This window comes from Kitasatospora sp. NPDC058162, assembly GCF_042884005.1.
In the GTDB taxonomy this organism is placed as follows: Bacteria; Actinomycetota; Actinomycetes; order Streptomycetales; family Streptomycetaceae; genus Kitasatospora.
Window position 1 is genome coordinate 1 of sequence record NZ_JBHVUS010000048.1, and the last position, 22,816, is coordinate 22,816.

A 22,816-nucleotide genomic window follows, 5' to 3' on the forward strand; every position below is an offset into this window, starting at 1 on the left:
CGGTCTGAAAATCACCCGTCACGCCCCTCTCCGCACCCACCCCCTCCACCGCCCCCTCCCGCAGCGCGTCCCTCTCGCCTGGGTCGGGGAGGGGGGAGGGGGTGGTGGGGGTGGGTGGGTTGGTGCGGGTTGAGGGGTGGAGTGTTGTGGGTCCGCGTGTCCACGAAGGGGTGGTTCGGGTGCGCGTCAGCGGTGGGGCGGCCCCGAACGGGTGAAGAGCGGGGGCGACACGCATCAGGCGGGGTTGACCGGCGTTGAGTGGAGGGACGAGTGCACGAACCACGTGTACGGGGGTGGCCGGGCTAGCGAAGGGGTGAGCAGGTGGCGGGTCTTCATCGGGCCGTGCTGCTGCGGGCGGCGGCGGCCGCGCTGGCTCTGGGGGCTGCGGTCGGCGCGCACACCGAGGTGGGGCAGGCGTTGGCCAAGCGGGGGGCGGAGCGGGCCGAGCGGGAGGCGGTGGCGTGTGCGGAGGCGGCGCGGTGGGACGCCGCGGAGCGGGCCGCGCGGGGGCAGCACGAGGGGCGGGCGGAGTTGTTCGATCCGGGGCGGTTGCCGGGGTGCCGGTGACGTAGGGGTGTTCGGGGAAATCGGACGGAATGTCACTCGTCCGGCTTAATTCGTGAATCCGGAGGAACCCGGCGTCATCCCTTACGGTTCGTCAGGATGTGAACGAGTTTCCCGAGGGGGGTTCCCTGATGGCCGGGCCGGCAGTGCAGTCCGGTGGCTCCGCGCCCGCGCCGCGGCGGGTGCCGGTCTGGAGTGAGTGGGTCGGCACCGCCGTGCGGCTCGGCCTGGCGGTGGTCTGGGGGTGGGCCGGGCTGGCGAAGATCGCCGATCCGGCGGAGGCCGCCCAGGCGGTGCGGGCGTACGAGATCCTGCCGGAGGGCCTGGTCAAGCCGATCGGCTACGGGCTGCCGTTCCTGGAGCTGGCGCTCGCGCTGCTGCTGGTGGTCGGCCTTGGTGTGCGGCTGGTCGCCGGGGTCTCGGCGGTCCTGTTGCTCGCCTTCATCGCGGGGATCGCCTCGGCGTGGGCGCGCGGGATCTCGATCGACTGCGGCTGCTTCGGCGGCGGCGGGCACGTCGACGCCTCGCAGACCGAGTACTTGCAGGAGATCCTGCGCGACACCGGGTTCCTGCTGCTGGCCGGGTTCCTGCTGTGGCGGCCCCGCACCCGGCTCTCGGCCGACGGCTGGTTGGCGAGCTGAATTCCTATCCCCCCGACGAAGGCCCCCGACCGTGGATGTCAAGGCAATGAGCGAGAAGAACCGAGAAGGCAAGCGCACCGCCCGCGAGCGGATGCTGGAGCAGCGGGCGGCCGAGGAGGCCGGCTCGCGGCGCAGGAAGAAGCTGATCGTCGGCGGGGCCGTGCTCGCGGTCATCGCCGCCGCGGTGGTCGCCGGCGTGGTGGTGCAGAACCAGCGCTCCAAGCCGGAGACCCCGACCGCCGCCCCCGCCGGGACGATCGGTGACAAGAACCTGGTGATCCCGGTCGGCGCGAGCAACGCGCCGTCGGTGCTCACGGTGTACGAGGACCCGCGGTGTCCGGCCTGCGGGATCTTCGAGCGCGAGTTCTCGGCGACCATCGACCAGCTGGAGGACGCCGGGAAGATCTACACGAACGCCCACGTGGTGTCGTTCATCGACCGGGCGGTGCCGGGCAAGGGCTCGAAGAACGGTGCCAACGCGCTGGCCTGCGCCCAGGACGCCGGGCACTTCCGGGACTTCCACGACGTGCTGTACCGGAACCAGCCGGACGAGACCAATGACGCCTTCGGCAACAAGGCCGTGCTGCTGAACCTGGCGAAGCAGGTGGGGGGATTGGACACGCCGGAGTTCCAGGCGTGCGTCAACGACAACAAGTACGGCGGGTGGGTGTCCGCGGTTCAGCAGGACTTCGACAAGTCCAGCTACAAGTCGACGCCCACGGTGCTGCTCAACGGCCAGCCGATCTACCCGAAGAACGGCAATGAGGAGATCACCCCGGCGAACCTGGTGAAGTGGGTGGACGCCGCCAACCAGGGCAAGCAGTTGGGTACCGCGGGGACGAACGGTCAGACCCCGGCGCCCACTGCGGCTGCTTCGGAGGCCAATAACCCGTCGCCGTCGGCCGGCTGAGGTCACCGGACCGCCGTCTCCTTCCGGTCGGGAGGGGGCGGCGGTCTTCGTTGTTCGATTTCTGTGACCCCGGGGGTGTCCGATGGGGGCCGCAGACCCTGTAGCGTCGGAACCGCCATGGATATCGCCTACATTCCCAGCCCGTCGCGGGGCGTCCTCTACCTCGGACCGATCCCGCTGCGCGCCTACGCCTTCTGCATCATCCTCGGGGTCGTCGCGGCCGTCTGGCTCGGCAGCAAGCGCTGGGTCGCCAGGGGCGGTGCCAAGCACACCGTCGGCGACATCGCCGTCTGGGCCGTGCCCTTCGGCCTCGTCGGCGGCCGGCTGTACCACGTGATCACCGACCACCAGCTGTACTTCGGCGAGGGGAAGAACCCCTGGAACGCCTTCAAGATCTGGGAGGGCGGCCTCGGGATCTGGGGCGCGGTCGCGCTGGGCGCGGTCGGCGCCTGGATCGGCTGCCGCCGCCGGGGCGTGCCGCTGCCCGCGTACGCCGACGCCATCGCGCCGGGCATCGTGCTGGCGCAGGCGATGGGCCGCTGGGGCAACTACTTCAACCAGGAGCTGTACGGGCGGGCGACCACGCTCCCGTGGGGCCTGGAGATCCACAAGACGCTGCCCAACGGCGACGTCGTGAACGGGGTCTTCCACCCGACCTTCCTGTACGAGTCGATCTGGGACGTGGCCGTCGCGCTGCTGGTGATCTGGGCCGACCGGCGCTGGAAGCTGGGGCACGGCCGGGCCTTCGCGCTGTACGTGGCCGCGTACACGGTGGGCCGGTTCTGGACCGAGTGGCTGCGGATCGACGAGGCGCACGTCTACTTCGGCCTGCGGCTGAACGACTGGACCTCGATCGTGGTGTTCATCGGGGCGGTGGCCTACTTCGTGATCGTGGGGAAGAAGCGGCCCGGGCGTGAGGACCCGGCGAGCATCGACCCGGCGGCGCACGTCGAGGCGGAGGAGAAGGACGGGGAGAAGGGGAAGGCGGAGGCTGTGAAGCCGAGTGAGACGGTGGATGGGTCGAAGCCGTCTCGGATCCTGGATGGTGAGCCGGTCGAGAAGACCGGGAAGGATGCCAAGAACCCGATCTGAGCAGGCACGTTTCCTGACTGAGGCTGTCCTTCGTGAGAGTTGCGAAGGGCAGCCTCAGCATCGTTCGGACAGCCTTACTTTGCTGGAAATGCCCAGGTCAAGGGGGCTACGGTCGGGGGCGACGAACGAAAGACGGAGGGGAAGAACCGTGACTGCGACCACCCTGGAAGCCGAGCCTGCCCAGCACCCGCGGATACCCGCGGCCGACCACCACCGGGACGTCAACGGCGGCTGGCTGCGGCCCGCGGTGTTCGGTGCGGTGGACGGTCTGGTGTCGAACTTCGCGCTGATGACCGGTGTGGTCGGCGGCGCGGCCTCGCACGGCACGGTGGTCCTCACCGGGCTGGCCGGTCTGGCGGCCGGTGCCTGTTCGATGGCGGCGGGGGAGTACACCTCGGTCGCCTCCCAGCGGGAGCTGGTGCAGGCCGAGATCGAGGCGGAGCGGCTGGAGCTGCGCCGCAACCCGCACGGCGAGCTGGCCGAGCTGGCGCAGGTGTACGTCTCGCGCGGGGTGGACCCGGAGCTCGCCCACGAGGTGGCCCGGCAGCTGTCCCGGGACCCGGAGCTGGCGCTGGAGGTGCACGCCCGGGAGGAGCTGGGGATCGACCCCAATGACCTGCCCTCGCCGCTGGTCGCGGCCGGTTCGTCCTTCCTGTGCTTCGCGCTCGGGGCGCTGCTGCCGCTGCTGCCGTACCTGCTGGGGGCGACCGCGCTGCTGCCGGCGATGGTCCTCGCGGGGCTGGGGCTGTTCCTGTGCGGCGCGGTGGTGGCCCGGGTGACGGCGCGCAGCTGGTGGTTCAGCGGGCTGCGGCAGCTGGTGCTGGGCGGGGCCGCGGCCGGGGTGACGTACCTGCTGGGGTGGCTGATCGGCGGGCACGTCGGCTAGGCCCTGAGCGATAGCGCTGCATGATTATGCCGGGCAATGCGTGACGTTTCACACATGGACGTCGCGGACTGCCCGGCATCGTCTCATCATCCGGCCTTCGGAGCCGCGGATTCGCATCCGGGGGCGGGGGTCTCGGGATGGATTCCCAGGCGCTCATGATCGGCTTGTGTGGCGATCCGGTTTCGCCCCTGTTTCAGGCCGGGGGCGGCCGGGCACAATCGTCGGGACGCGCACTGTGGCGCGTCCTCCCTTTCAGCCCCCTGACCTGCGTGTCCGTCCGCCATGTGGACGGGATATTCCGCTTCTCGGGATCCTGGGCATCATGTAACTTGCACGACATCGATTCACCGCATCAGGGCCAACGTCGTCCCTACTTGCACCAACTTGCCGAAAGACGACGACGGGAGAGCCGATGCTGTCTGCATCCATGCACTCCGCCAACGAGCCCCAGGCCGGCGCCGCCCGCCAGCCGTACGGGCTCGTGCCGGATGCGCGACCTACCGCTCAGGGCCTGTACGACCCGCGAAACGAGCACGACGCCTGTGGCGTCGGTTTCGTCGCCACGCTGACCGGCATCGCCGACCACACCATCGTCGAGCAGGCGCTGAACGTCCTGCGCAACCTGGAGCACCGCGGTGCCACCGGTGCCGAGCCGGACTCCGGTGACGGCGCGGGCATCCTGACGCAGGTCCCGGACGCGTTCCTGCGCGGCAAGGTCGACTTCGAGCTCCCGGCGGCCGGCTCCTACGCCGTCGGCATCGCCTTCCTGCCCGACGAGGACGAGGCCGCCGCTGCCGCCGTCGCCCGGATCGAGGCGATCGCGGCCGAGGAGGACCTGACGGTCCTCGGCTGGCGCGACGTGCCGGTCACCCCGGAGCTGCTCGGTGCCACCGCGCGCAGGGTGATGCCGCGCTTCCGGCAGGCCTTTCTCGCGTCAGCGACTGATGGACAGAGCCTCGCCCAGGAGGGGCGGGTGGGGATCGAGCTGGACCGGGTCGCCTTCGTGGTCCGCAAGCGGGCCGAGCGCGAGGTCGGGGTGTACTTCCCGTCGCTGTCCGCGCGCACCATCGTCTACAAGGGCATGCTGACCACCGGCCAGCTGGAGCCCTTCTTCCCCGACCTGTCGGACCGCGGCTACGCGTCCGCCATCGGCCTGGTGCACTCGCGGTTCTCCACTAACACCTTCCCGAGCTGGCCGCTCGCCCACCCGTACCGCTTCGTCGCCCACAACGGCGAGATCAACACGGTCAAGGGCAACCGGAACTGGATGCGGGCCCGGGAGTCGCAGCTCGCGACGGACCTCATTCCGGCCAACAAGAACGGGCAGGGTCTGGAGCGGATCTTCCCGATCTGTACTCCGGAGCACTCGGACTCGGCGTCCTTCGACGAGGTCCTGGAGCTGCTCCACCTCGGCGGCCGCTCGCTGCCGCACTCGGTGCTGATGATGATCCCGGAGGCGTGGGAGAACCACGCCACCATGGACCCGGCCCGACGCGCCTTCTACCAGTACCACTCCAACCTGATGGAGCCCTGGGACGGCCCGGCCTGCGTCACCTTCTCCGACGGCAACCAGGTCGGCGCCGTGCTCGACCGCAACGGCCTGCGCCCGGCCCGCTACTGGATCACCGAGGACGGCCTGGTCGTCCTCTCCTCCGAGGTCGGCGTGCTCGACATCGACCAGGAGAAGGTCACCAGGAAGGGCCGCCTCCAGCCCGGCCGGATGTTCCTGGTGGACACCGTCGAGGGCCGGATCGTCGCGGACGAGGAGATCAAGTCCGCCCTCGCCGCCGAGCACCCGTACCAGGAGTGGGTCGCCGCCGGGCAGATCCAGCTCGCCAAGCTGCCCGAGCGCGAGCACATCGCCCACACCCACGCCTCGGTCACCCGCCGCCAGCAGACCTTCGGCTACACCGAGGAGGAGCTGCGCGTCCTCCTGGCGCCGATGGCCAAGACCGGTGCCGAGGCGCTCGGCTCGATGGGCACCGACTCGCCGATCGCCGCGCTGAGCGAGAAGCCGCGGCTGCTGTTCGACTACTTCGTGCAGCTCTTCGCGCAGGTCACCAACCCGCCGCTGGACGCCATCCGCGAGGAGCTCGTCACCTCGCTGCTGTCCAACCTCGGCCCCGAGGGCAACCTGCTGGCCGCCGAGTCCGCCTCCTGCCGCTCCGTCGGCATCACCTTCCCGGTGATCGACAACGACGAGCTGGCCAAGCTGGTCCACGTCAACCACGACGGCGACCAGCCCGGGCTCAAGGCCGTCACGCTGTCCGGCCTGTACAAGGTCGCGAGCGGGGGAGAGGGGCTGGCCTCCCGACTGGCGGAGATCGCCGCCGAGGCGGACGCGGCGATCGCGGACGGCGCCCGGATCATCGTGCTGTCGGACCGGCACTCGGACGCCGAGCACGCGCCGATCCCCTCGCTGCTGCTCACCTCCGCGATCCACCACCACCTGATCCGCACCAAGCAGCGCACCCAGGTGTCGCTGCTGGTCGAGGCCGGCGACGTCCGCGAGGTGCACCACGTCGCGCTGCTGGTCGGCTACGGCGCCGGCGCGGTCAACCCGTACCTGGCCATGGAGTCGGTCGAGGACCTGGTCGCCCAGGGCGTGTTCATCCAGGGCGTCGAGGCCGAGAAGGCCATCAAGAACCTGATCAAGGCGCTCGGCAAGGGCGTGCTCAAGGTGATGTCCAAGATGGGCATCTCCACCGTCGCCTCCTACCGCGGCGCCCAGGTCTTCGAGGCCATCGGCCTCTCCCAGGGCCTGGTCGACGCCTACTTCGCCGGCACCACCAGCAAGCTCGGCGGCATCGGCCTGGACGAGATCGCCAAGGAGACCGCCGCCCGGCACGCCAAGGCGTACCCGGCCTCCGGCATCCCGGCCGCGCACCGCGCGCTGGACATCGGCGGCGAGTACCAGTGGCGCCGCGAGGGCGAGCCCCACCTGTTCGACCCGGACACCGTGTTCCGGCTCCAGCACTCCACCCGCAACCGCCGGTACGACATCTTCAAGCAGTACACGGACCGGGTGAACGAGCAGTCCGAGCGGCTGATGACGCTGCGCGGCCTGTTCCAGCTGGACGCGCTGGGCCGCGAGCCGATCCCGGTCGAGGAGGTCGAGCCGGTCTCCGAGATCGTCAAGCGCTTCTCGACGGGTGCCATGTCGTACGGCTCCATCTCGATGGAGGCGCACGAGACCCTGGCCATCGCGATGAACCGCCTCGGCGGCAAGTCCAACACCGGTGAGGGCGGCGAGGACCCGGAGCGCCTGTACGACCCCGAGCGCCGCTCGGCGATCAAGCAGGTCGCCTCCGGCCGCTTCGGCGTCACCTCCGAGTACCTGGTCAACGCCGACGACATCCAGATCAAGATGGCCCAGGGCGCCAAGCCCGGCGAGGGCGGCCAGCTGCCCGGCCACAAGGTCTACCCGTGGGTCGCCAAGACCCGGCACTCCACCCCGGGCGTCGGCCTGATCTCGCCGCCGCCGCACCACGACATCTACTCGATCGAGGACCTCGCCCAGCTCATCCACGACCTCAAGAACGCCAACCCGGCGGCCCGCATCCACGTGAAGCTGGTCTCCGAGGTGGGCGTGGGTACGGTCGCGGCGGGTGTGTCCAAGGCGCACGCGGACGTGGTGCTGGTCTCCGGCCACGACGGTGGTACCGGTGCCTCGCCGCTGACCTCCCTGAAGCACGCCGGTGGGCCCTGGGAGCTCGGGCTCGCCGAGACCCAGCAGACCCTGCTGCTCAACGGGCTGCGCGACCGGATCGTCGTCCAGACCGACGGGCAGCTCAAGACCGGGCGCGACGTGGTCATCGCCGCGCTGCTCGGCGCCGAGGAGTTCGGCTTCGCCACCGCTCCGCTGGTCGTCTCCGGCTGCATCATGATGCGCGTCTGCCACCTGGACACCTGCCCGGTCGGCGTCGCCACCCAGAACCCGGTGCTGCGCGAGCGCTTCTCCGGCAAGCCCGAATTCGTGGTCAACTTCTTCGAGTTCATCGCCGAGGAGGTCCGGGAGATCCTGGCCTCGCTGGGCTTCCGCTCGATCGAGGAGGCCGTCGGCCACGCCGAGCACATCGACGCCCAGGCCGCGGTCGACCACTGGAAGGCCGCCGGGCTCGACCTGGCCCCGCTGTTCCACGTGCCCGAGCTGCCCGAGGGCGCCGCCCGGCACCGCACCACCGAGCAGGACCACGCGCTCGACAAGGCGCTCGACAACCAGCTGATCACGCTGGCCGAGGACGCCCTGGAGCGCGGCGAGAGCGTCCGCATCCAGCTGCCGATCCGCAACGTCAACCGCACCGTCGGCACCATGCTCGGCCACCAGGTGACCAAGCGGTACCGCGGCGAGGGCCTGCCCGAGGGGACCATCGACGTCACCTTCACCGGCTCCGCCGGACAGTCCTTCGGCGCCTTCGTGCCCAAGGGGATCACCCTGCGGCTGGAGGGCGACGCCAACGACTACGTCGGCAAGGGCCTCTCCGGCGGTGTCGTGGTGGTCCGCCCGGCGCGCGAGGCCGCGGCCATCGGCAACGACGCCCAGAACCACGTGATCGCCGGCAACACCATCGGCTACGGCGCCACCGCCGGCCGGATCCACCTGCGCGGCAAGGCCGGTGAACGCTTCGCCGTCCGCAACTCCGGCGCCACCCTCGTCGTCGAAGGCGTCGGCGACCACGGCCTGGAGTACATGACCGGCGGCCGGGTCGTCATCCTCGGCGGCACCGGACGCAACCTCGCGGCCGGCATGTCCGGCGGCATCGCGTACGTCCTGGACCTGCGCCCCGCCAACGTCAACGACGGCATGGTGGGCATCGAGGCCCCCACCGCCGCCGACCGCGAATGGCTGCGCGAGACCGTGCAGCAGCACTACGAGGAGACCGGCTCCACCGTCGCCGCCGAGCTCCTGGCCGACTGGGGCAGCGGGGTCTCCCGCTTCTCCAAGATCATGCCGACCGACTACAAGGCCGTGCTCGCCGCCAAGGACGCAGCCGAGCGCGACGGTCTCTCCGAGACCGAGACCACTCGCAAGATGATGGAGGCGGCAAATGGCTGACCCCAAGGGCTTCCTGACCACGCCCAAGCAGCTGGCGGAGCGCCGCCCGGTCGACGTGCGGATCAAGGACTGGAACGAGGTCTACGTCGAGCGCAGCCTCCTGCCGATCATCACCGAGCAGGCCGGCCGCTGCATGGACTGCGGCATCCCGTTCTGCCACAACGGCTGCCCGCTCGGGAACCTCATCCCCGAGTGGAACGACCTCGCCTACCGCGAGGACTTCACCGGCGCCATCGAGCGGCTGCACGCCACCAACAACTTCCCGGAGTTCACCGGGCGGCTCTGCCCGGCGCCCTGTGAGTCGGCCTGCGTCCTCGGCATCAACCAGGACGCGGTGACCATCAAGAACGTCGAGGTCACCATCATCGACAAGGCCTGGGACCGCGGCGGGGTCACCCCGCAGGTCCCGGAGCGGCTCTCCGGCAAGACCGTCGCCGTCGTCGGCTCCGGCCCGGCCGGCCTGGCCGTCGCCCAGCAGCTCACCCGGGCCGGCCACACCGTGGTGGTGTACGAGCGCGCCGACCGGATCGGCGGACTGCTGCGCTACGGCATCCCCGAGTTCAAGATGGAGAAGCGCCACATCAACCGCCGCATCGAGCAGATGCGGGCGGAGGGCACCCGGTTCCGCACCGGCGTGCACGTCGGCGACGACATCACCGGCCAGCAGCTGCGCGAGCGCTTCGACGCCGTCGTGGTCGCCGCCGGCGCCACCACCGCCCGCGACCTGCCGGTGCCCGGGCGCGAGCTCAAGGGCGTCCACCAGGCCATGGAGTACCTGCCGCTGGCCAACAAGGTGCAGGAGGGCGACCTCGTCGACTCCCCGATCAGCGCCAAGGGCAAGCACGTGGTCGTCATCGGCGGCGGCGACACCGGCGCCGACTGCGTCGGCACCGCCCACCGCCAGGGCGCCCTCTCGGTCACCCAGCTGGAGATCATGCCGCGGCCCGGCGAGGACCGGCCCGGCCACCAGCCCTGGCCCACCATGCCGATGACCTACAAGGTCACCTCCGCGCACGAGGAGGGCGGCGAGCGGATCTACTCCGTCAACACCACCCGCCTCACCGGCGACGAGGACGGCAACGTCCAGGAACTGCACCTGGTCGAGGTCGAGTTCAAGGACGGCCGGTTCGAGCCCGTCCCCGGCACCGAGCGGACCATCCCGGCCCAGCTGATCACCCTGGCCATGGGCTTCACCGGGACGGACGTGAAGAACGGGCTGGTCGAGCAGCTGGGAGTGGACCTCGACGCGCGCGGTAACATTGCCCGCGACGGCCGGTTCGCCACCAATGTCGATGGCGTGTACGTCTGCGGAGACGCCGGCCGTGGCCAGTCACTGATCGTCTGGGCCATCGCGGAAGGCCGTTCGGCCGCCGCCGCGGTGGACAAGTACCTGGGCGGCAAGACCCCGCTTCCCGCCCCGATCCGGCCCACGGACCGCCCCCTGGTGGTCTGACGGGTCCGACGGTCCGACCGGCCCACACCCCGAACCCCCGGCGCCGCATCGCCGGGAGCTCAACCCGCTGCCCCCGCCAGCGTCGCCGGGCCAACGCGGTCTCCTGGCGCCTGCCCTCTTCCCCGACCAGTTGGAGGGCGGGCGCCGTCGCGCGTCCGCAGGGAGTTACCGGGCGCGTTCCCCGGACTTCGCGGCGGGTTCCGCAGGACGTTCCCAGCCGCTTCTCACCTCCGCTCTCACCCGCTCCTTACCCGCGCTCCGACCTGCGCTTCCGTCCGTGCACCGGCAGTCGGTTCACAGCGTTCTCCCAGGCTTCGCACAGCGGCCGGAATGCGTCCCGGCACGGGCTGTTGTTCGTCGGTGCCAGGTGGCAGACTGCGGCCGACGGCCGGGGGGCTGCACGAGTGCGGAGGGTGACTTCGATGGGCACGACTCAGGCAGGCGGAGGTGCCACCGTACGGCGCCTGCTGCTCGGCAGCCAGCTGCGCAAGCTCCGCGAGACCAGGGGCGTCAGCCGCGAGGAGGCCGGGTACTCGATCCGCGCCTCCGAGTCCAAGATCAGCCGGATGGAACTCGGCCGGGTCGGCTTCAAGGAACGCGACGTCGCCGACCTGCTCACCCTCTACGGCGTCGACGCCGAACAGGAGCGGGCCAACGTCCTCGGACTCGTCCGGGAGGCCAACGCCACCTCCTGGTGGCACGACTACGGCGACGTGCTGCCCGCCTGGTTCCAGAACTACCTCGGGCTGGAGGAGGCCGCCGCCGAGATCCGCAGCTACGAGGTCCAGTTCGTCCACGGGCTGCTGCAGACCGCCGACTACGCCCGCGCCGTCATCGCCGCCGGCAGCCACGCCGGCCAGCACGACGAGATCGAACGCCGGGTCGAGGTACGGCGCAAGCGCCAGGACCTGCTCACCGCCGACCACCCGCCCCAGCTGCTCGCCGTCCTCGACGAGGCCGCGCTGCGCCGCCCCTGGGGCGGCCCGGAGCAGATGCGCGGCCAGCTCGACCGGCTCCTCGAACTCTCCGAACTGCCCAACGTGCGGCTGCAGGTGAGGCCGCTCGGCGGCGCCGCGCTGAGCGCCGAGAGCGGCGCGTTCAGCGTGCTGGGCTTCTCCGAGGCCGAACTCGCCGACGTCGTCTACCTGGAGCAGTTCACCACCGCCCTCTACGTGGACAAGCCCGCCGAGGTCGCCTCGTACCGGCAGGCGATGGACGGGCTGGCCGCCGAGAGCCTCGGCCCCGAACGGACCCGCGATCTTCTGCACTCCGTACGCCAAGAGCTTTGACACATCAGTACGATGAGGTCCCATCAGGTCGGGCACCGAGAGGGATCAGATGTCGTACTTCTCCGAGTTGGCGCTGCAGTACATCGACGGCGAATGGTGCAGCGGTAGCGGCTCCTGGGACATCGTCGACGTCGACCCCTACACCGGTGACAAGCTGGCCACCATCACGGTGGCCACCGTCGCCGAGGTCGACCGGGCCTACCGCGCGGCCGAGCGCGCCCAGCGCTCCTGGGCCGCCACCAACCCGTACCAGCGCCGGCTGGTCTTCGAGCGCGCGCTGCGGCTGGTCGAGGAGCGCGAGGGCGAGATCGTCGCGGCCGTGATGGCCGAACTCGGCGGCACCGCGCTCAAGGCCGGCTTCGAACTCTCGCTGGTCAAGGACATGCTGCGGGAGTGCCTGCACCTCTCGGTGGCCTCCGAGGGCCGGCTGCTGCCCTCCACCGCGCCCGGCAAGGAGAACCGCCTCCTCCGGCTGCCGGTCGGCGTGGTCGGCGTGATCAGCCCGTTCAACTTCCCGCTGTTCCTGGGCCTGAAGGCGATCGCCCCGGCGCTCGCGCTCGGCAACGGCGTGGTGCTCAAGCCGCACCAGGAGACCCCCATCGTCGGCGGCAGCCTGATCGCCAAGCTCTTCGAGGACGCGGGCCTGCCGCCCGGCCTGCTCAACGTGGTCATCACCGACATCGCGGAGATCGGCGACAGCTTCCTGGAGCACCCGGTGCCCAGGGTGATCTCCTTCACCGGCTCCGACCAGATCGGCCGGCACGTCGCCACCGTCGCCGCCGCCCACTTCAAGCGGTCCGTGCTGGAACTCGGCGGCAACAGCGCGCTGATCGTCCTGGACGACGCCGACGTCGACTACGCCGTGGACGCGGCCGTGTTCAGCCGCTTCGTCCACCAGGGCCAGGTCTGCATGGCCGCCAACCGGATACTCGTCGACCGCAGCGTGCTCGCCGAGTTCACCGAGAAGTTCGTCGCCAAGGTCGCCTCGCTGACCGTCGGCGACCCCAAGGACCCGGCCACCCACATCGGCCCGCTGATCAACGCCGTCCAGGCCGACGCCATCAACGCGCAGGTCGACCAGGCGATCGCGGCCGGCGCCACCGCGCTGCTCCGCGGGGTCACGGCCGGCAGCCTGATGGCGCCCACCGTGCTCACCGGCCTGGCCGAGGACGCGCCCATCCTGCAGCGCGAACTCTTCGGCCCGGTCGCCCTGCTGGTGCCCTTCGACGGCGAGGACGAGGCCGTCCGGCTGGCCAACCACACGCCCTTCGGGCTCAGCGGCGCGGTGCACACGGCGGACGTCGAGCGCGGTGTGCGGGTCGCCCAGCGGATCGAGACCGGCATGATCCACGTCAACGGCGGGACCATCGCGGACGAGCCCGGGGTGCCGTTCGGCGGGGAGAAGAACTCCGGCGTCGGGCGGCTCAACGGGGAGTCCACGGTGGACGCCTTCACCACGGTGAAGTGGATCTCGGTGCAGCACGGGCGGGCGCCGTTCCCGTTCTAGGGGGTTCACCGGTTTACGCGGCGCGGGCCCGTCACGCGGCTCTGGCCTCCCGGCGGTAGCCGCCGGGGGCCAGGCCGAACTCCCGCTTGAACGCCTTCGCGAAGGCGTACTCCGAGCCGTAGCCGGTCTGCGCGGCCACCGTCGTCAGCGGCGCCTCCGACTCGCGCAGCAGCCGGGCGGCGGTGGTCATCCGCCAGCGGGTCAGGTAGGCCATCGGGGGCTCGCCCACCATCGAGGTGAAGCGGCGGGCGAAGGCGGCCCGGGACAGGCCCGCCCGGTCCGCCAGGGACTCCACCGTCCACGCGGTCGCCGGGGCCTCGTGGATGGCCGTCAGGGCGGGCGCGACGGCGGTGTCCCGCAGTGCCGCCGCCCAGCCGGCGGCCTCGGCGGCGGGCTGGTCCTCGAACCAGGCCCGCAGGACGTACAGCAGCAGCGAGTCGATCAGCGCCGGGACGATCCCGGCCGAACCGATCCGCGGGTTCTCCAGCTCGGCGCCCAACAGCTGGACGGCAGCGGCCAGTTCGGGGTGCCGGCCGTGCCGGGTCGGCAGGTGGATCAGCGCCGGCAGCTGGCGGACCATCGGGTGCGGGCGGGCCTGGTCCAGGTGGTAGTTGCCGCACAGCAGGCTGGTGCGGGCGCCGTCCCCGCCGAGCGACACGGTGCCGATCGGCGAGCCGGCCTCGACCGGGCAGGCCCTGGCGTCCACCGGCGGGGTGTCCGGGCTGTCCGCCAGGACGTGGCCCCGGGCGTCCCGCAGGAAGACGACGTCCCCCGGGCTGAGCGGCACCGGGCCGCCGCCGATCTCCGGATCCACCGGGACCAGCCAGCAGGTGCCGTACAGCACCACGTGGAAGCCCGCGCCGGCCACCGGGGGCAGCCGCAGGGCCCACGGCGCCCGGCCCTCGGTGCGCACCGACGCGGGGTGCGCCGTGCGCATCGAGGCCAGCGCCTCGCTCAGGATGTCCATGGCCCGCCCCCGGGGTTGCTCGTCGCCCACGCTTCAGTCGACGGTCAGTACGACCTTGCCCTGGACGCTACCGGAGCCGACCAGCTCGTGCGCCCGGGCGGCCTCGGCCAGCGGGAAGGACGCGGCGACGTGCGGGCGGATCCGGCCCTCGTCCACCAGGGCGGCGATGGCCTCCAGCGCGGCGTAGTCGGGCTCGACGGAGACGCCCGCGAAGCGCCGTCCGGCGGCCTCGACGGCGGCGGCCAGCTCCTGGTTCCAGTGCTCCATGATGCTGACGAGGGTGCCGCCCGGCTTGAGCACCTCCAGGGCGCGGGTGCCCTCGGAGGAGGAGTCGAAGACGACGTCGACGTCGGAGACGGCCCCGGTGTAGTCGGTGGTCCGGTAGTCGATCACCTCGTCGGCGCCGAGCTCCCGGAGGAAGGCGTGCTTGGGCTCGCTCGCCAGCGCGATCACGTGGGCGCCGCGGGCCTTGGCGATCTGCACGGCGAGGTGGCCGACGCCGCCGGCCGCGCGGTGGACCAGCACCCGGTCGCCCTCGCCGATCCCCGCCAGGTCCACCAGGCCCTGCCAGGCGGTGAGCGCGGCCAGCGGCAGTGCGGCGGCCTCGGTGTGGTCCAAGGTGGCGGGCTTGCGGGCCAGTTGGCGGGACGGCGCGGCCACGTACTCGGCGTAGGCGCCGGCGGCCCGGGGGAAGAACGGCATCCCGTACACCTCCTCGCCCACCCGGTAGCGGGCGCCCGGGCCGGCCGCCTCGACCACCCCGGAGACGTCCCAGCCCACCGTGAACTCCGGCTCGCCCAGCAGCGGGAACGTCCCGGCCCGCACCGCCACGTCCACCGGGTTGACCCCGGCCGCCTTCACCCGCACCAGCACCTCGCCGCTCAGCGGCACCGGACGCTCCACCTCGGCCACCCGCAGGACCTCGGGACCGCCGAACTCCTTCTGCACGATCGCACGCATCGCGAATCTCCCTCATCCGGTTCAACACCGGCCCCCCGTGGGGCCGTTCTCGATGTGTTCAACGATAGGGAGGCGGGGCGAGCGGATGAATATCCTCAAGTCTTCGCTGGATGTCCGATCGTCTCGCGGATGGAGCTCCTCGACCATCGGTCGGAACCGGGAGGGAGAACGGCGCGGGCCCCCGCACCGCCGGTGGCGGTGCGGGGGCCCGACGGGAACGGGTGCGACTAGAACACCGGTTGGCCGGCGCGGACGAGGCGCCAGGAGTTGGTGAAGAAGTCGGCGGGGTCGATGACGCCCTTGGCCTTGACCCAGGCGATCATGGTGTTGCGGATCTCGTCGGAGTTCGTCCAGACGACCTTGGCGGTGGCGACGTGCGGGAAGTTGCCGCCGCCGTTGGCGCGGTAGTTGTTGACCGCGAACACGAACTGGGCGTTCGGGTCGATCGGCTTGCCCTGGAAGCTGAGGTTGACGATCCGCTGGCCCTTGGGCTGGGCGATGTCGATGTCGTAGCTCAGGCCGTAGACCGAGTCGTAGTTGTAGTCCGGGGTGGTCTCGGCGCCGGTCATGGCGTCCTTGTCGACCGGGGCGCCCGGGGCGAGCTGGTAGTAGTACTTCGCCGAGAACTCCAGGTAGTCCTTGAGCTGGGCGCCCGTCAGGATGCGGGCCTCCAGGGTGTTCTCGTAGATGTACAGGCCGGCCGCGTCGCGCAGCTTGACCTGGCCGGACGGGATCAGCGCGGTGCGGTTGAACGGGGCGGCCTGGGCCAGGACCGGGAGGTTGGCGTACTGCCCGCCCGCCAGCGCGGTCTTCACGGCGTCGGCCTGGACCTTGCCGATCAGGTCGATGATCGGGGTGGCCTTGAACCGGGCGTCGGCGATCGACAGCTCGATCTTGCTGGTGCCGATGTTCTGGTTGACGTACGCGACGACCTTCTTGTGCTGGCCGACGATGGCGTTGCTGATCTCCGGGTTCTCCGGCACGGTGTTGGAGTTCAGCACCCGGGAGGAGACCGAGGCGACCTTCCAGTGGCCGTCGACGAACTCGACCTCGAAGTCGAAGCAGCTCAGGCGCTGGCCCCAGCACAGCGGCTCGGAGAGCACGACCGTCTTGCCGGTCTTCTTGTTGACGATGAGGCGCTGCGCGACCTCCTTGTGGGTGTGGCCCACCAGCACCGCGTCGATGTCCGCGACGGTCTCGGCCATCTCGCCGGAGGCGTCCTCGGGCCAGGGCAGCTGGTCGCCGTAGGTGGTCGGCTCGTCGATGCCGGAGTGGGCGGAGACCACGATGACGTCCGCGCCCGCGGCCTTCATCCGGGGCACGTACTTGGCGGCGGTCTCGACGATGCCCGGGAAGATCATCTGCCCGGCCACGTTGGCCTTGTCCCAGATCGCGATGCCGGGGTTGGTGAGGCCGAGGATGCCGACCTTGATCGGGGTGTCCTCGTCCAGCCACACCTCCTTGATCACGTACGGCTTGAAGGCCGGCTTCTCGTTCTTCGCGTGCAGGGCGTTGGCGCCCAGCAGCGGGAACTCCAGCTGGTCCTCGAAGGCCTTCACGGTGGGGATGCCGTAGTTGAACTCGTGGTTGCCGAGCGCGGCGGCGTCGTAGCCCATGAGGTTCATGGCGACGGCCATCGGGTGGTCCGGCACGTTGTCGCCGTCGGTGGCGATCGGCTCGACCCGGGCGTAGTAGTAGGACAGCTGGGTGCCCTGGATGATGTCGCCCGAGTCGATGAGCAGGCAGCGGTCCCAACCCTTCTCCTCGCGCACCTGGTTGGCCAGGGTGGAGATCTTGGCGAGGCCGACCGCGTTGTGGGCCTTGTCGACGTACTCGGCGTCGGTGAAGTAGTCCCAGTTGAGCACCCGGCCGTGCAGGTCGGTGGTGCCCATGACGGTGAAGGCCTGGCGGCGGGGCTGCTTCTTCTGGCCCTTGGCGGCCGCCGTGTTCGGCTCGGCGGCCGCGGCGGCGGGGGCGGCGGCGACGACGGCTCCGCCGGTCAGGGCGGCACCGGCGGCGGTGGCGGCGGACCGGGTGACGAAGTCACGGCGGTTCAGCGGCATGGACGACTCTCCCGAGTGGGGAACGACGGCGGATGAGCCGTCAACTTGTGTGCAGATGAGGTGCGTGGCGCGCCCGCTGATGCGGTGACGCGCGTAGAAGGACGCGCGTAGAAGTGTGCCGTGCGGGCCGGGCCGCTGAATAGCCCTCGGACGTTTCCAACAGGTGAGATCTTGGCGACTCGTTCGTGTCCGGGGTGGGCGGAGAAAGGGGTGGTATGGGGCGGGAGGGTCGATTTCCGGCCACCCCGCCCCTGGTTCCCCACCGGTCAGTGGCGTTCGCTCAGTCGAGTTCGGTCAGTCGGGTCCGCTCAGTCCAGTTCGGCGGACAGCTGCTTCACCTCGCGGCCCAGCTCCGTCGCCGGGTCCGGCGCGTCCGGCTCCGCCCACGGCAGCCAGGCGCGGGCCCGCAGGTAGCCGTCCACCGCGACCGGCAGGCGGTGCCGGACGATCGGATCGGCCACCGGACCGGGGCCGGCCTCGCGCAGCGCCACCAGCAGGGTGTCCACCCCGGCGGAGGCGGGCAGCGGGACGGTCTCCAGGTAGGCGGCCAGCCCGTCCAGCTCGGGGTGCGCCGGAGGCGCCGGAGCCGGTGGCGGCGGAGGAGGGGGCGGTGGTGGTGGCTGCGGGCCCGGCGTCAGCAGGGCGCCGACGCCGTACAGACCCGCCACCACCCCCGGCCACCAGGACCCGCCCAGGCCCGCGAAGTGCAGCCCCAGCCCGATGGCGCCGCCCCCGCAGCCGACCAGGTTCCTGGTCGACTCCAGGTAGCGCAGCAGCCCCCGGCCGTACCCGTCACTGGTAGCCACGGATCTCCTCGAACACCCCGTCCAGCGAACCCCCGCCGTCGAACAGCTTGCCCCCGCTCACGTCCGCGATCCCCTGCAGCTGACCCACCGCCGCCTCGCCGAACTTGATCGGGAACACCGGGATCGACTTCTCGCCCGACGGCAGCCCGTCGTGGAAGCGCTTGAAGTCGGCGTCGGTCGCGCCCTCGTTGCTCTCCCCGTCCGTCATCAGCACGATCGAGGTGAAGCGGTCGTCCCCCGCCGCCTTCTGCTGCGCCTCGATCACCCGGTACGCCTGCTCCAGCGAGTCGTACAGCGCGGTGCCGCCCTCCGCCCGCAGGGACTGGACGTCCGCGTTGATCGACGCCAGCTCGGTCTCCGGGCCCGGCCGGCTCCCCGAGGCCGGGACGACGTGCGTCTTCGTCCACTTCACCGAGGAGGCGAAGGAGATCAGCGTGACCTCCTCGCGGTCCCGGAAGCGGCGCAGCCCGCGGGTGTCGTCCGTGCCGGTCAGCCGGCCCAGCGCCGCCTTGAGCGACGTCAGCCGCTGGCCGTCCATCGACCCCGAGGTGTCCAGCACGTACACCGTCCTGGACGGGCGGCGCAGCTCGTTCTGGTACGAGGCCAGCAGGCCGTCCGCCACCTCCCGCGTCCCCGGGAAGGGCAGTTCGCGGCGGCGGTCGGTGGGCAGCCCCGCCGCCGGGGCCACGCCCGCCGTCACCGGGCGGCGCAGCGTCAGCTCGGAGATGCGTTTCTGCACGTCCTCCTTCAGCAGGTAGCCGGCCAGCCGCTGGAAGGAGTCGCGTTCGCCCTGCCCCGCCGAGGACAGCAGCGACAGCGGGTAGTCCGCCGAGACCACGCCGTCCACCGGGCGCACCACCGTCAGCCGCTGGTCCGCCGGCAGGGTCTTGTTCAGCGACAGCAGCACCGACTCGTAGTTCACCAGGGCGCCGACCCGGCCCGGCTCGGCCTTGGCGTACGCCTGCGCCAGCCAGCCGGAGGAACCGGAGGTCAGCTTCTGGCCGGTGAAGAACTGCTTCAACTGCGGCGTCGCCTTCTGCACGTCCGCCGCGGTCAGCGCCGCCCCCGCGCCGGAGAAGGCCGAGGCCACCGCGACCAGCGCGGAGAAGCCGGAGTTGGAGCGCGACGGGTCGGACATCCCGTACGACAGCTTCCCGGCCGCGGCCGCGTCGCCGATCTGCGCCCAGGTGACCTTCGAGCCGTCCCCCCAGCCGAGGTCGGCGAGAGTCGAGGAGCGCACCCCCACGGCCACCGGGGAGACCATCACCGGGGTCTCCGACAGCACCTTGGACCTGCCGGTCGGGTCCAGTCGCAGGTACTGGTTCGACGGGAACCAGACCGCGTCGTACTTGCCGTCCGCCCGGCCCGCGGAGATCGTGTCCGCGCCGTCCAGGGTGCCGCTGAAGGCCAGCTGCACCGTCACCCCGGTCGCCTTCCGCGCGTCGTCCAGGACCGGCTGCAGGTCCTGCAGTTCGCTGCCGGCCAGGACGCGAAGCACCCCGGGGCGCGCGGTCTCGGCCAGCGAACCGGTCGGGTTCGGGGCCGGCGCCGGGGCGGGGGAGGAGGTGCAGGCGGTCGCCGCGGCGAGCACCGCCGCCAGCACGGCGGCCAACCGGGCCGGCCGCTTGGGTCGGAGGTTCACTTCGGGCTCCCCTTCGCCGCCTTGGTCAGCTTGAGCAGGTTGTCCAGCGAGGGGACGGTCGCCTGCTTCACCTTCGCCGCGTTCAGGTCCAGGGCGAAGACCGGCTGCTTGATGCCCTTCACCCGGTCGGCGAACGCGCCGCTGCTCGCCTGCGGGCGGAAGCCGTACTTGACCTCCAGGGCGCGCAGCGTGTCGTCGTTCTGGAGCAGGCCGGCGAGCTTCCGGCCGTTCTCGGTGCGGGCGATGATGGTGTGGTCGGAGTAGGCCGTGGTGTCCGGGTACATCACCACCATGTCCCCGGTCGGCTGGCCCTGGACGGCCATCGAGGCGACCTGGGACTCGTAGCCGAAGATCAGCGGGTTGCCGACGCCGGCCAGGAAGTCCCGGAACGGCTCGTCGCTGCTGCTCTTCTGGCCGCCCTGCAGCGCGGTCGCCTGGTACAGGACCGGCCGGGCGCGCTCGACGCCCTGGTCGTCGGAGACCACCAGGTTGTTGTTCAGGACGTACGACAGCAGCGCGATGTACAGCGCGCCCGAGGAGGAGCTCTCCGGGTCGGTGGTGGTGACGAAGATCGGGCCGGACAGCTCCGCGTGGCTCTGGGCGCCGGTCAGGTCCTGCCACTTGCCGGCCGCCTTGAGGGCGGCGACGTACTCGTCCATCTTGAAGGTCCAGACGCCGGTCGTAGCGTCCTGCACGGCCAGCTTGTTGTCCTTGAGGATCTGCGCGACCGGTGCGTGCGCCACCACCACCAGCGGCGAGTAGAACGGCACCAGCGGCGAGTCCTGCAATCCCCATTTGCTTTGGATCTCGCGGGCCGGTGCGGTGCTCGCCGGGAAGGCGAAGTCCAGCCCGGAACTGCTCTTCGCCTGCTCGCTCATCGTCCAGGAACCGGTCGAGTCGGCGTGCACCTCCAGGCCCTGCTTCGCCAACTCGGCCTTCACCTCCGGACTTTCGAAGAACGCCCGCTTCTCCGAACCGATCAGCCCGGTGACCGTGACCGTCTTCGTCGGGTCGGCCTTCTTGTCGTCCGGGACCAGCGCGTACGTCACCCCGCCCAGCAGGGCCAGGGCCGCGAGCACCCCCAGAGCGCGTCTCATTGCGAGCGCCTCCCCCTCGTCGCTCCGCTCCCCGGGTGCGGTCACCCGGGGGTGACGAGCGTCCCGCCGGGCGGGGAGCGCGGACGGAAGGTGCGGTGAACCGGGGGTGAACACCGCTTCACGGAATCGCATCGGTCGGGGAATCGGTCGGGTAATCGGTCGGGTAATCGGGACGGGGCCCGGAGGGGTTCGGGAGGGCTTCCCGAACGGCCCTCGTACGGCCGTCGCACACCGGTCCGAGGATGTGTCAGATTGTTCAACTCGCCTTACGACAACGGTCATCCCGCAGTCCGGACCCACGTCGATGTTACGCGCCGGTAATGCCTACTCTCAGCAGTATGCGCCGAGCAAAAATCGTCTGCACCCTCGGGCCGGCCACCGACTCGTACGACCAGATCAAGACGCTGGTCGACGCCGGGATGGACATCGCCCGATTCAACCTCAGCCACGGCACCCACGCCGAACACGAGGAACGCTACCGTCGGGTCCGCAAGGCCGTCGACGAAACCGGCCGGAGCGTCGGCGTCCTCGCCGACCTCCAAGGCCCGAAGATCCGGCTCGACACCTTCGCCCACGGGCCCGTACTCCTTGAACGCGGCGACGAGTTCACGATCTCCACCGACAACGGCGTCGTGGGGGACAAGGACATCTGCGGCACCACCTACGCCGGCCTGGCCGGCGACGTCAGCCGCGGCGAACGCATCCTCGTCGACGACGGCCGCGTCACCCTGGAGGTCGTCGCCGTCGACGGACCACGGGTGCGGTGCCTCGTCATCGAGGGCGGACTCGTCTCCGACCACAAGGGCCTCAACCTCCCCGGCGTCGCCGTCTCCGTCCCCGCACTCAGCGACAAGGACGTCGCCGACCTGCGGTGGGCGCTGCGCACCGGCGCCGACCTGATCGCGCTCTCCTTCGTCCGCAGCGGGCGCGACATCGAGGACGTGCACCGGGTGATGGCCGAGGAGGGGCGGTACGTCCCGGTCATCGCCAAGATCGAGAAGCCGCAGGCGGTCGAGAACCTCGACTCCATCGTGGACGCCTTCGACGGCATCATGGTGGCCCGCGGGGACCTGGGCGTGGAGATGCCCCTCGAACAGGTCCCGCTGGTCCAGAAGCGCGCCATCAAGCTGGCCCGGCGCAACGCCAAGCCGGTCATCGTGGCGACCCAGATGCTCGACTCGATGATCAACGCCTCCCGGCCCACCCGCGCCGAGGCCTCCGACGTCGCCAACGCCGTCCTCGACGGCACGGACGCGGTGATGCTCAGCGGCGAGACCTCGGTCGGCAAGTTCCCGGTCGAGACGGTCAAGACCATGGGCCGGATCATCGAAGCGGCCGAGAACGACATCCTCGCCGCGGGCCTGCCTCCGCTGACCACCGGCAGCAAGCCGCGGACCCAGGGCGGCGCCGTCGCCCGCGCGGCGGCCGAGATCGGCGACTTCCTGCACGCGAAGTACCTGATCGCCTTCACCCAGTCCGGCGACACCGCCCGGCGGTTGACCCGCTACCGCTCACCCATCCCGGTGCTCGCCTTCACCTACGAACCGGCCGTGCGCAGCCAACTCGCCCTCACCTGGGGCGTGGAGACCTTCCTCGGCCCCTTCGCCCCGACCACCGACCAGATGGTCGAACAGGTCGACGCGGCCCTGCTCTCCCTCGGCCGCTGCCAGAAGGGCGACATCGTCGTCATCACCGCCGGCTCCCCGCCTGGCCTGGCCGGCTCCACCAACCTGGTGCGGGTGCACCACGTGGGGACGCTGGACGACTGACGTGCTGTTGTCCGGCGGCGGGGGGGGGGGGGGGGGGGGGGGGGGGGGGGGGGGGGGGGGGGGGGGGGGGGGTTTGTGAAAAAAAAACGAGGCGCGCCGGTGGGTGGTGTGTGT

Annotated in this window: 16 protein-coding genes; 10 read left to right on the forward strand and 6 right to left on the reverse strand. The window is 71.1% G+C overall.

The window, feature by feature from the left end; genetic code table 11:
• The first annotated feature begins 321 nt into the window (after positions 1-321).
• From ACFVXG_RS41930 to ACFVXG_RS41970, 9 genes are all read left to right on the forward strand, one after another.
• A complete protein-coding gene (locus ACFVXG_RS41930; protein ID WP_387935752.1) occupies positions 322-567 on the forward strand; it encodes a hypothetical protein in 246 nt (81 codons plus the stop codon).
• Between the two features lie 128 nt (positions 568-695).
• Positions 696-1,205 carry a MauE/DoxX family redox-associated membrane protein gene (locus ACFVXG_RS41935; RefSeq protein ID WP_387935753.1) on the forward strand — a complete coding sequence of 170 codons (510 nt, stop codon included), beginning with the start codon at positions 696-698 and terminating at the stop codon, positions 1,203-1,205.
• 46 nt (positions 1,206-1,251) lie between these two features.
• Positions 1,252-2,115: a DsbA family protein gene (locus tag ACFVXG_RS41940; RefSeq protein WP_387935754.1), complete on the forward strand. Its 864-nt coding sequence runs from the start codon at positions 1,252-1,254 to the stop codon at positions 2,113-2,115.
• A 117-nt stretch (positions 2,116-2,232) separates the two neighbouring features.
• Positions 2,233-3,207: a prolipoprotein diacylglyceryl transferase gene (gene lgt, locus ACFVXG_RS41945; protein WP_387935755.1), complete on the forward strand. Its 975-nt coding sequence runs from the start codon at positions 2,233-2,235 to the stop codon at positions 3,205-3,207.
• A gap of 163 nt (positions 3,208-3,370) precedes the next feature.
• On the forward strand, positions 3,371-4,093 hold the full coding sequence (locus tag ACFVXG_RS41950; RefSeq protein WP_387935794.1) for a VIT1/CCC1 transporter family protein: 723 nt from the start codon (positions 3,371-3,373) through the stop codon (positions 4,091-4,093).
• 427 nt (positions 4,094-4,520) lie between these two features.
• Positions 4,521-9,149, forward strand: coding sequence for a glutamate synthase large subunit (gene gltB / locus ACFVXG_RS41955; protein ID WP_387935795.1), 4,629 nt, complete (start codon positions 4,521-4,523; stop codon positions 9,147-9,149).
• On the forward strand, positions 9,142-10,602 hold the full coding sequence (locus tag ACFVXG_RS41960; RefSeq protein ID WP_387935756.1) for a glutamate synthase subunit beta: 1,461 nt from the start codon (positions 9,142-9,144) through the stop codon (positions 10,600-10,602). Before gltB ends, ACFVXG_RS41960 begins: the two co-directional genes overlap by 8 nt.
• A 422-nt stretch (positions 10,603-11,024) precedes the next feature.
• Positions 11,025-11,891: a helix-turn-helix transcriptional regulator gene (locus ACFVXG_RS41965; protein ID WP_350505257.1), complete on the forward strand. Its 867-nt coding sequence runs from the start codon at positions 11,025-11,027 to the stop codon at positions 11,889-11,891.
• Between the two features lie 49 nt (positions 11,892-11,940).
• Complete coding sequence (locus ACFVXG_RS41970; RefSeq protein WP_387935757.1) at positions 11,941-13,398, forward strand: aldehyde dehydrogenase family protein; 1,458 nt, start codon at positions 11,941-11,943, stop codon at positions 13,396-13,398.
• Positions 13,399-13,429: 31 nt separating this feature from the next.
• Here ACFVXG_RS41970 and ACFVXG_RS41975 read toward each other — a convergent pair whose 3' ends face one another.
• The 6 genes from ACFVXG_RS41975 to ACFVXG_RS42000 form a co-directional block, all read right to left on the reverse strand.
• A complete protein-coding gene (locus ACFVXG_RS41975) occupies positions 13,430-14,365 on the reverse strand; it encodes an AraC family transcriptional regulator (RefSeq protein ID WP_387935758.1) in 936 nt (311 codons plus the stop codon).
• Between the two features lie 33 nt (positions 14,366-14,398).
• Positions 14,399-15,325: an NADP-dependent oxidoreductase gene (locus tag ACFVXG_RS41980; protein WP_387935759.1), complete on the reverse strand. Its 927-nt coding sequence runs from the start codon at positions 15,323-15,325 to the stop codon at positions 14,399-14,401.
• A gap of 227 nt (positions 15,326-15,552) precedes the next feature.
• A complete protein-coding gene (locus ACFVXG_RS41985; RefSeq protein WP_387935760.1) occupies positions 15,553-17,388 on the reverse strand; it encodes a bifunctional metallophosphatase/5'-nucleotidase in 1,836 nt (611 codons plus the stop codon).
• A 308-nt stretch (positions 17,389-17,696) separates the two neighbouring features.
• Positions 17,697-18,194, reverse strand: coding sequence for a hypothetical protein (locus tag ACFVXG_RS41990; protein ID WP_387935761.1), 498 nt, complete (start codon positions 18,192-18,194; stop codon positions 17,697-17,699).
• The gene (locus tag ACFVXG_RS41995) at positions 18,181-19,836 is read right to left on the reverse strand and encodes a VWA domain-containing protein (protein WP_387935762.1); all 1,656 of its coding nucleotides are present in this window, start codon (positions 19,834-19,836) and stop codon (positions 18,181-18,183) included. The genes ACFVXG_RS41990 and ACFVXG_RS41995 overlap by 14 nt, the downstream gene beginning before the upstream one ends.
• Positions 19,833-20,933, reverse strand: a complete 1,101-nt coding sequence (locus ACFVXG_RS42000) for a hypothetical protein (protein ID WP_387935763.1) — start codon at positions 20,931-20,933, stop codon at positions 19,833-19,835. Before ACFVXG_RS42000 ends, ACFVXG_RS41995 begins: the two co-directional genes overlap by 4 nt.
• A 338-nt stretch (positions 20,934-21,271) precedes the next feature.
• On the opposite strand from ACFVXG_RS42000, the gene pyk reads away from it, so the two are divergent.
• A complete protein-coding gene (gene pyk / locus ACFVXG_RS42005) occupies positions 21,272-22,702 on the forward strand; it encodes a pyruvate kinase (RefSeq protein WP_387935764.1) in 1,431 nt (476 codons plus the stop codon).
• Positions 22,703-22,816: the final 114 nt, after the last annotated feature.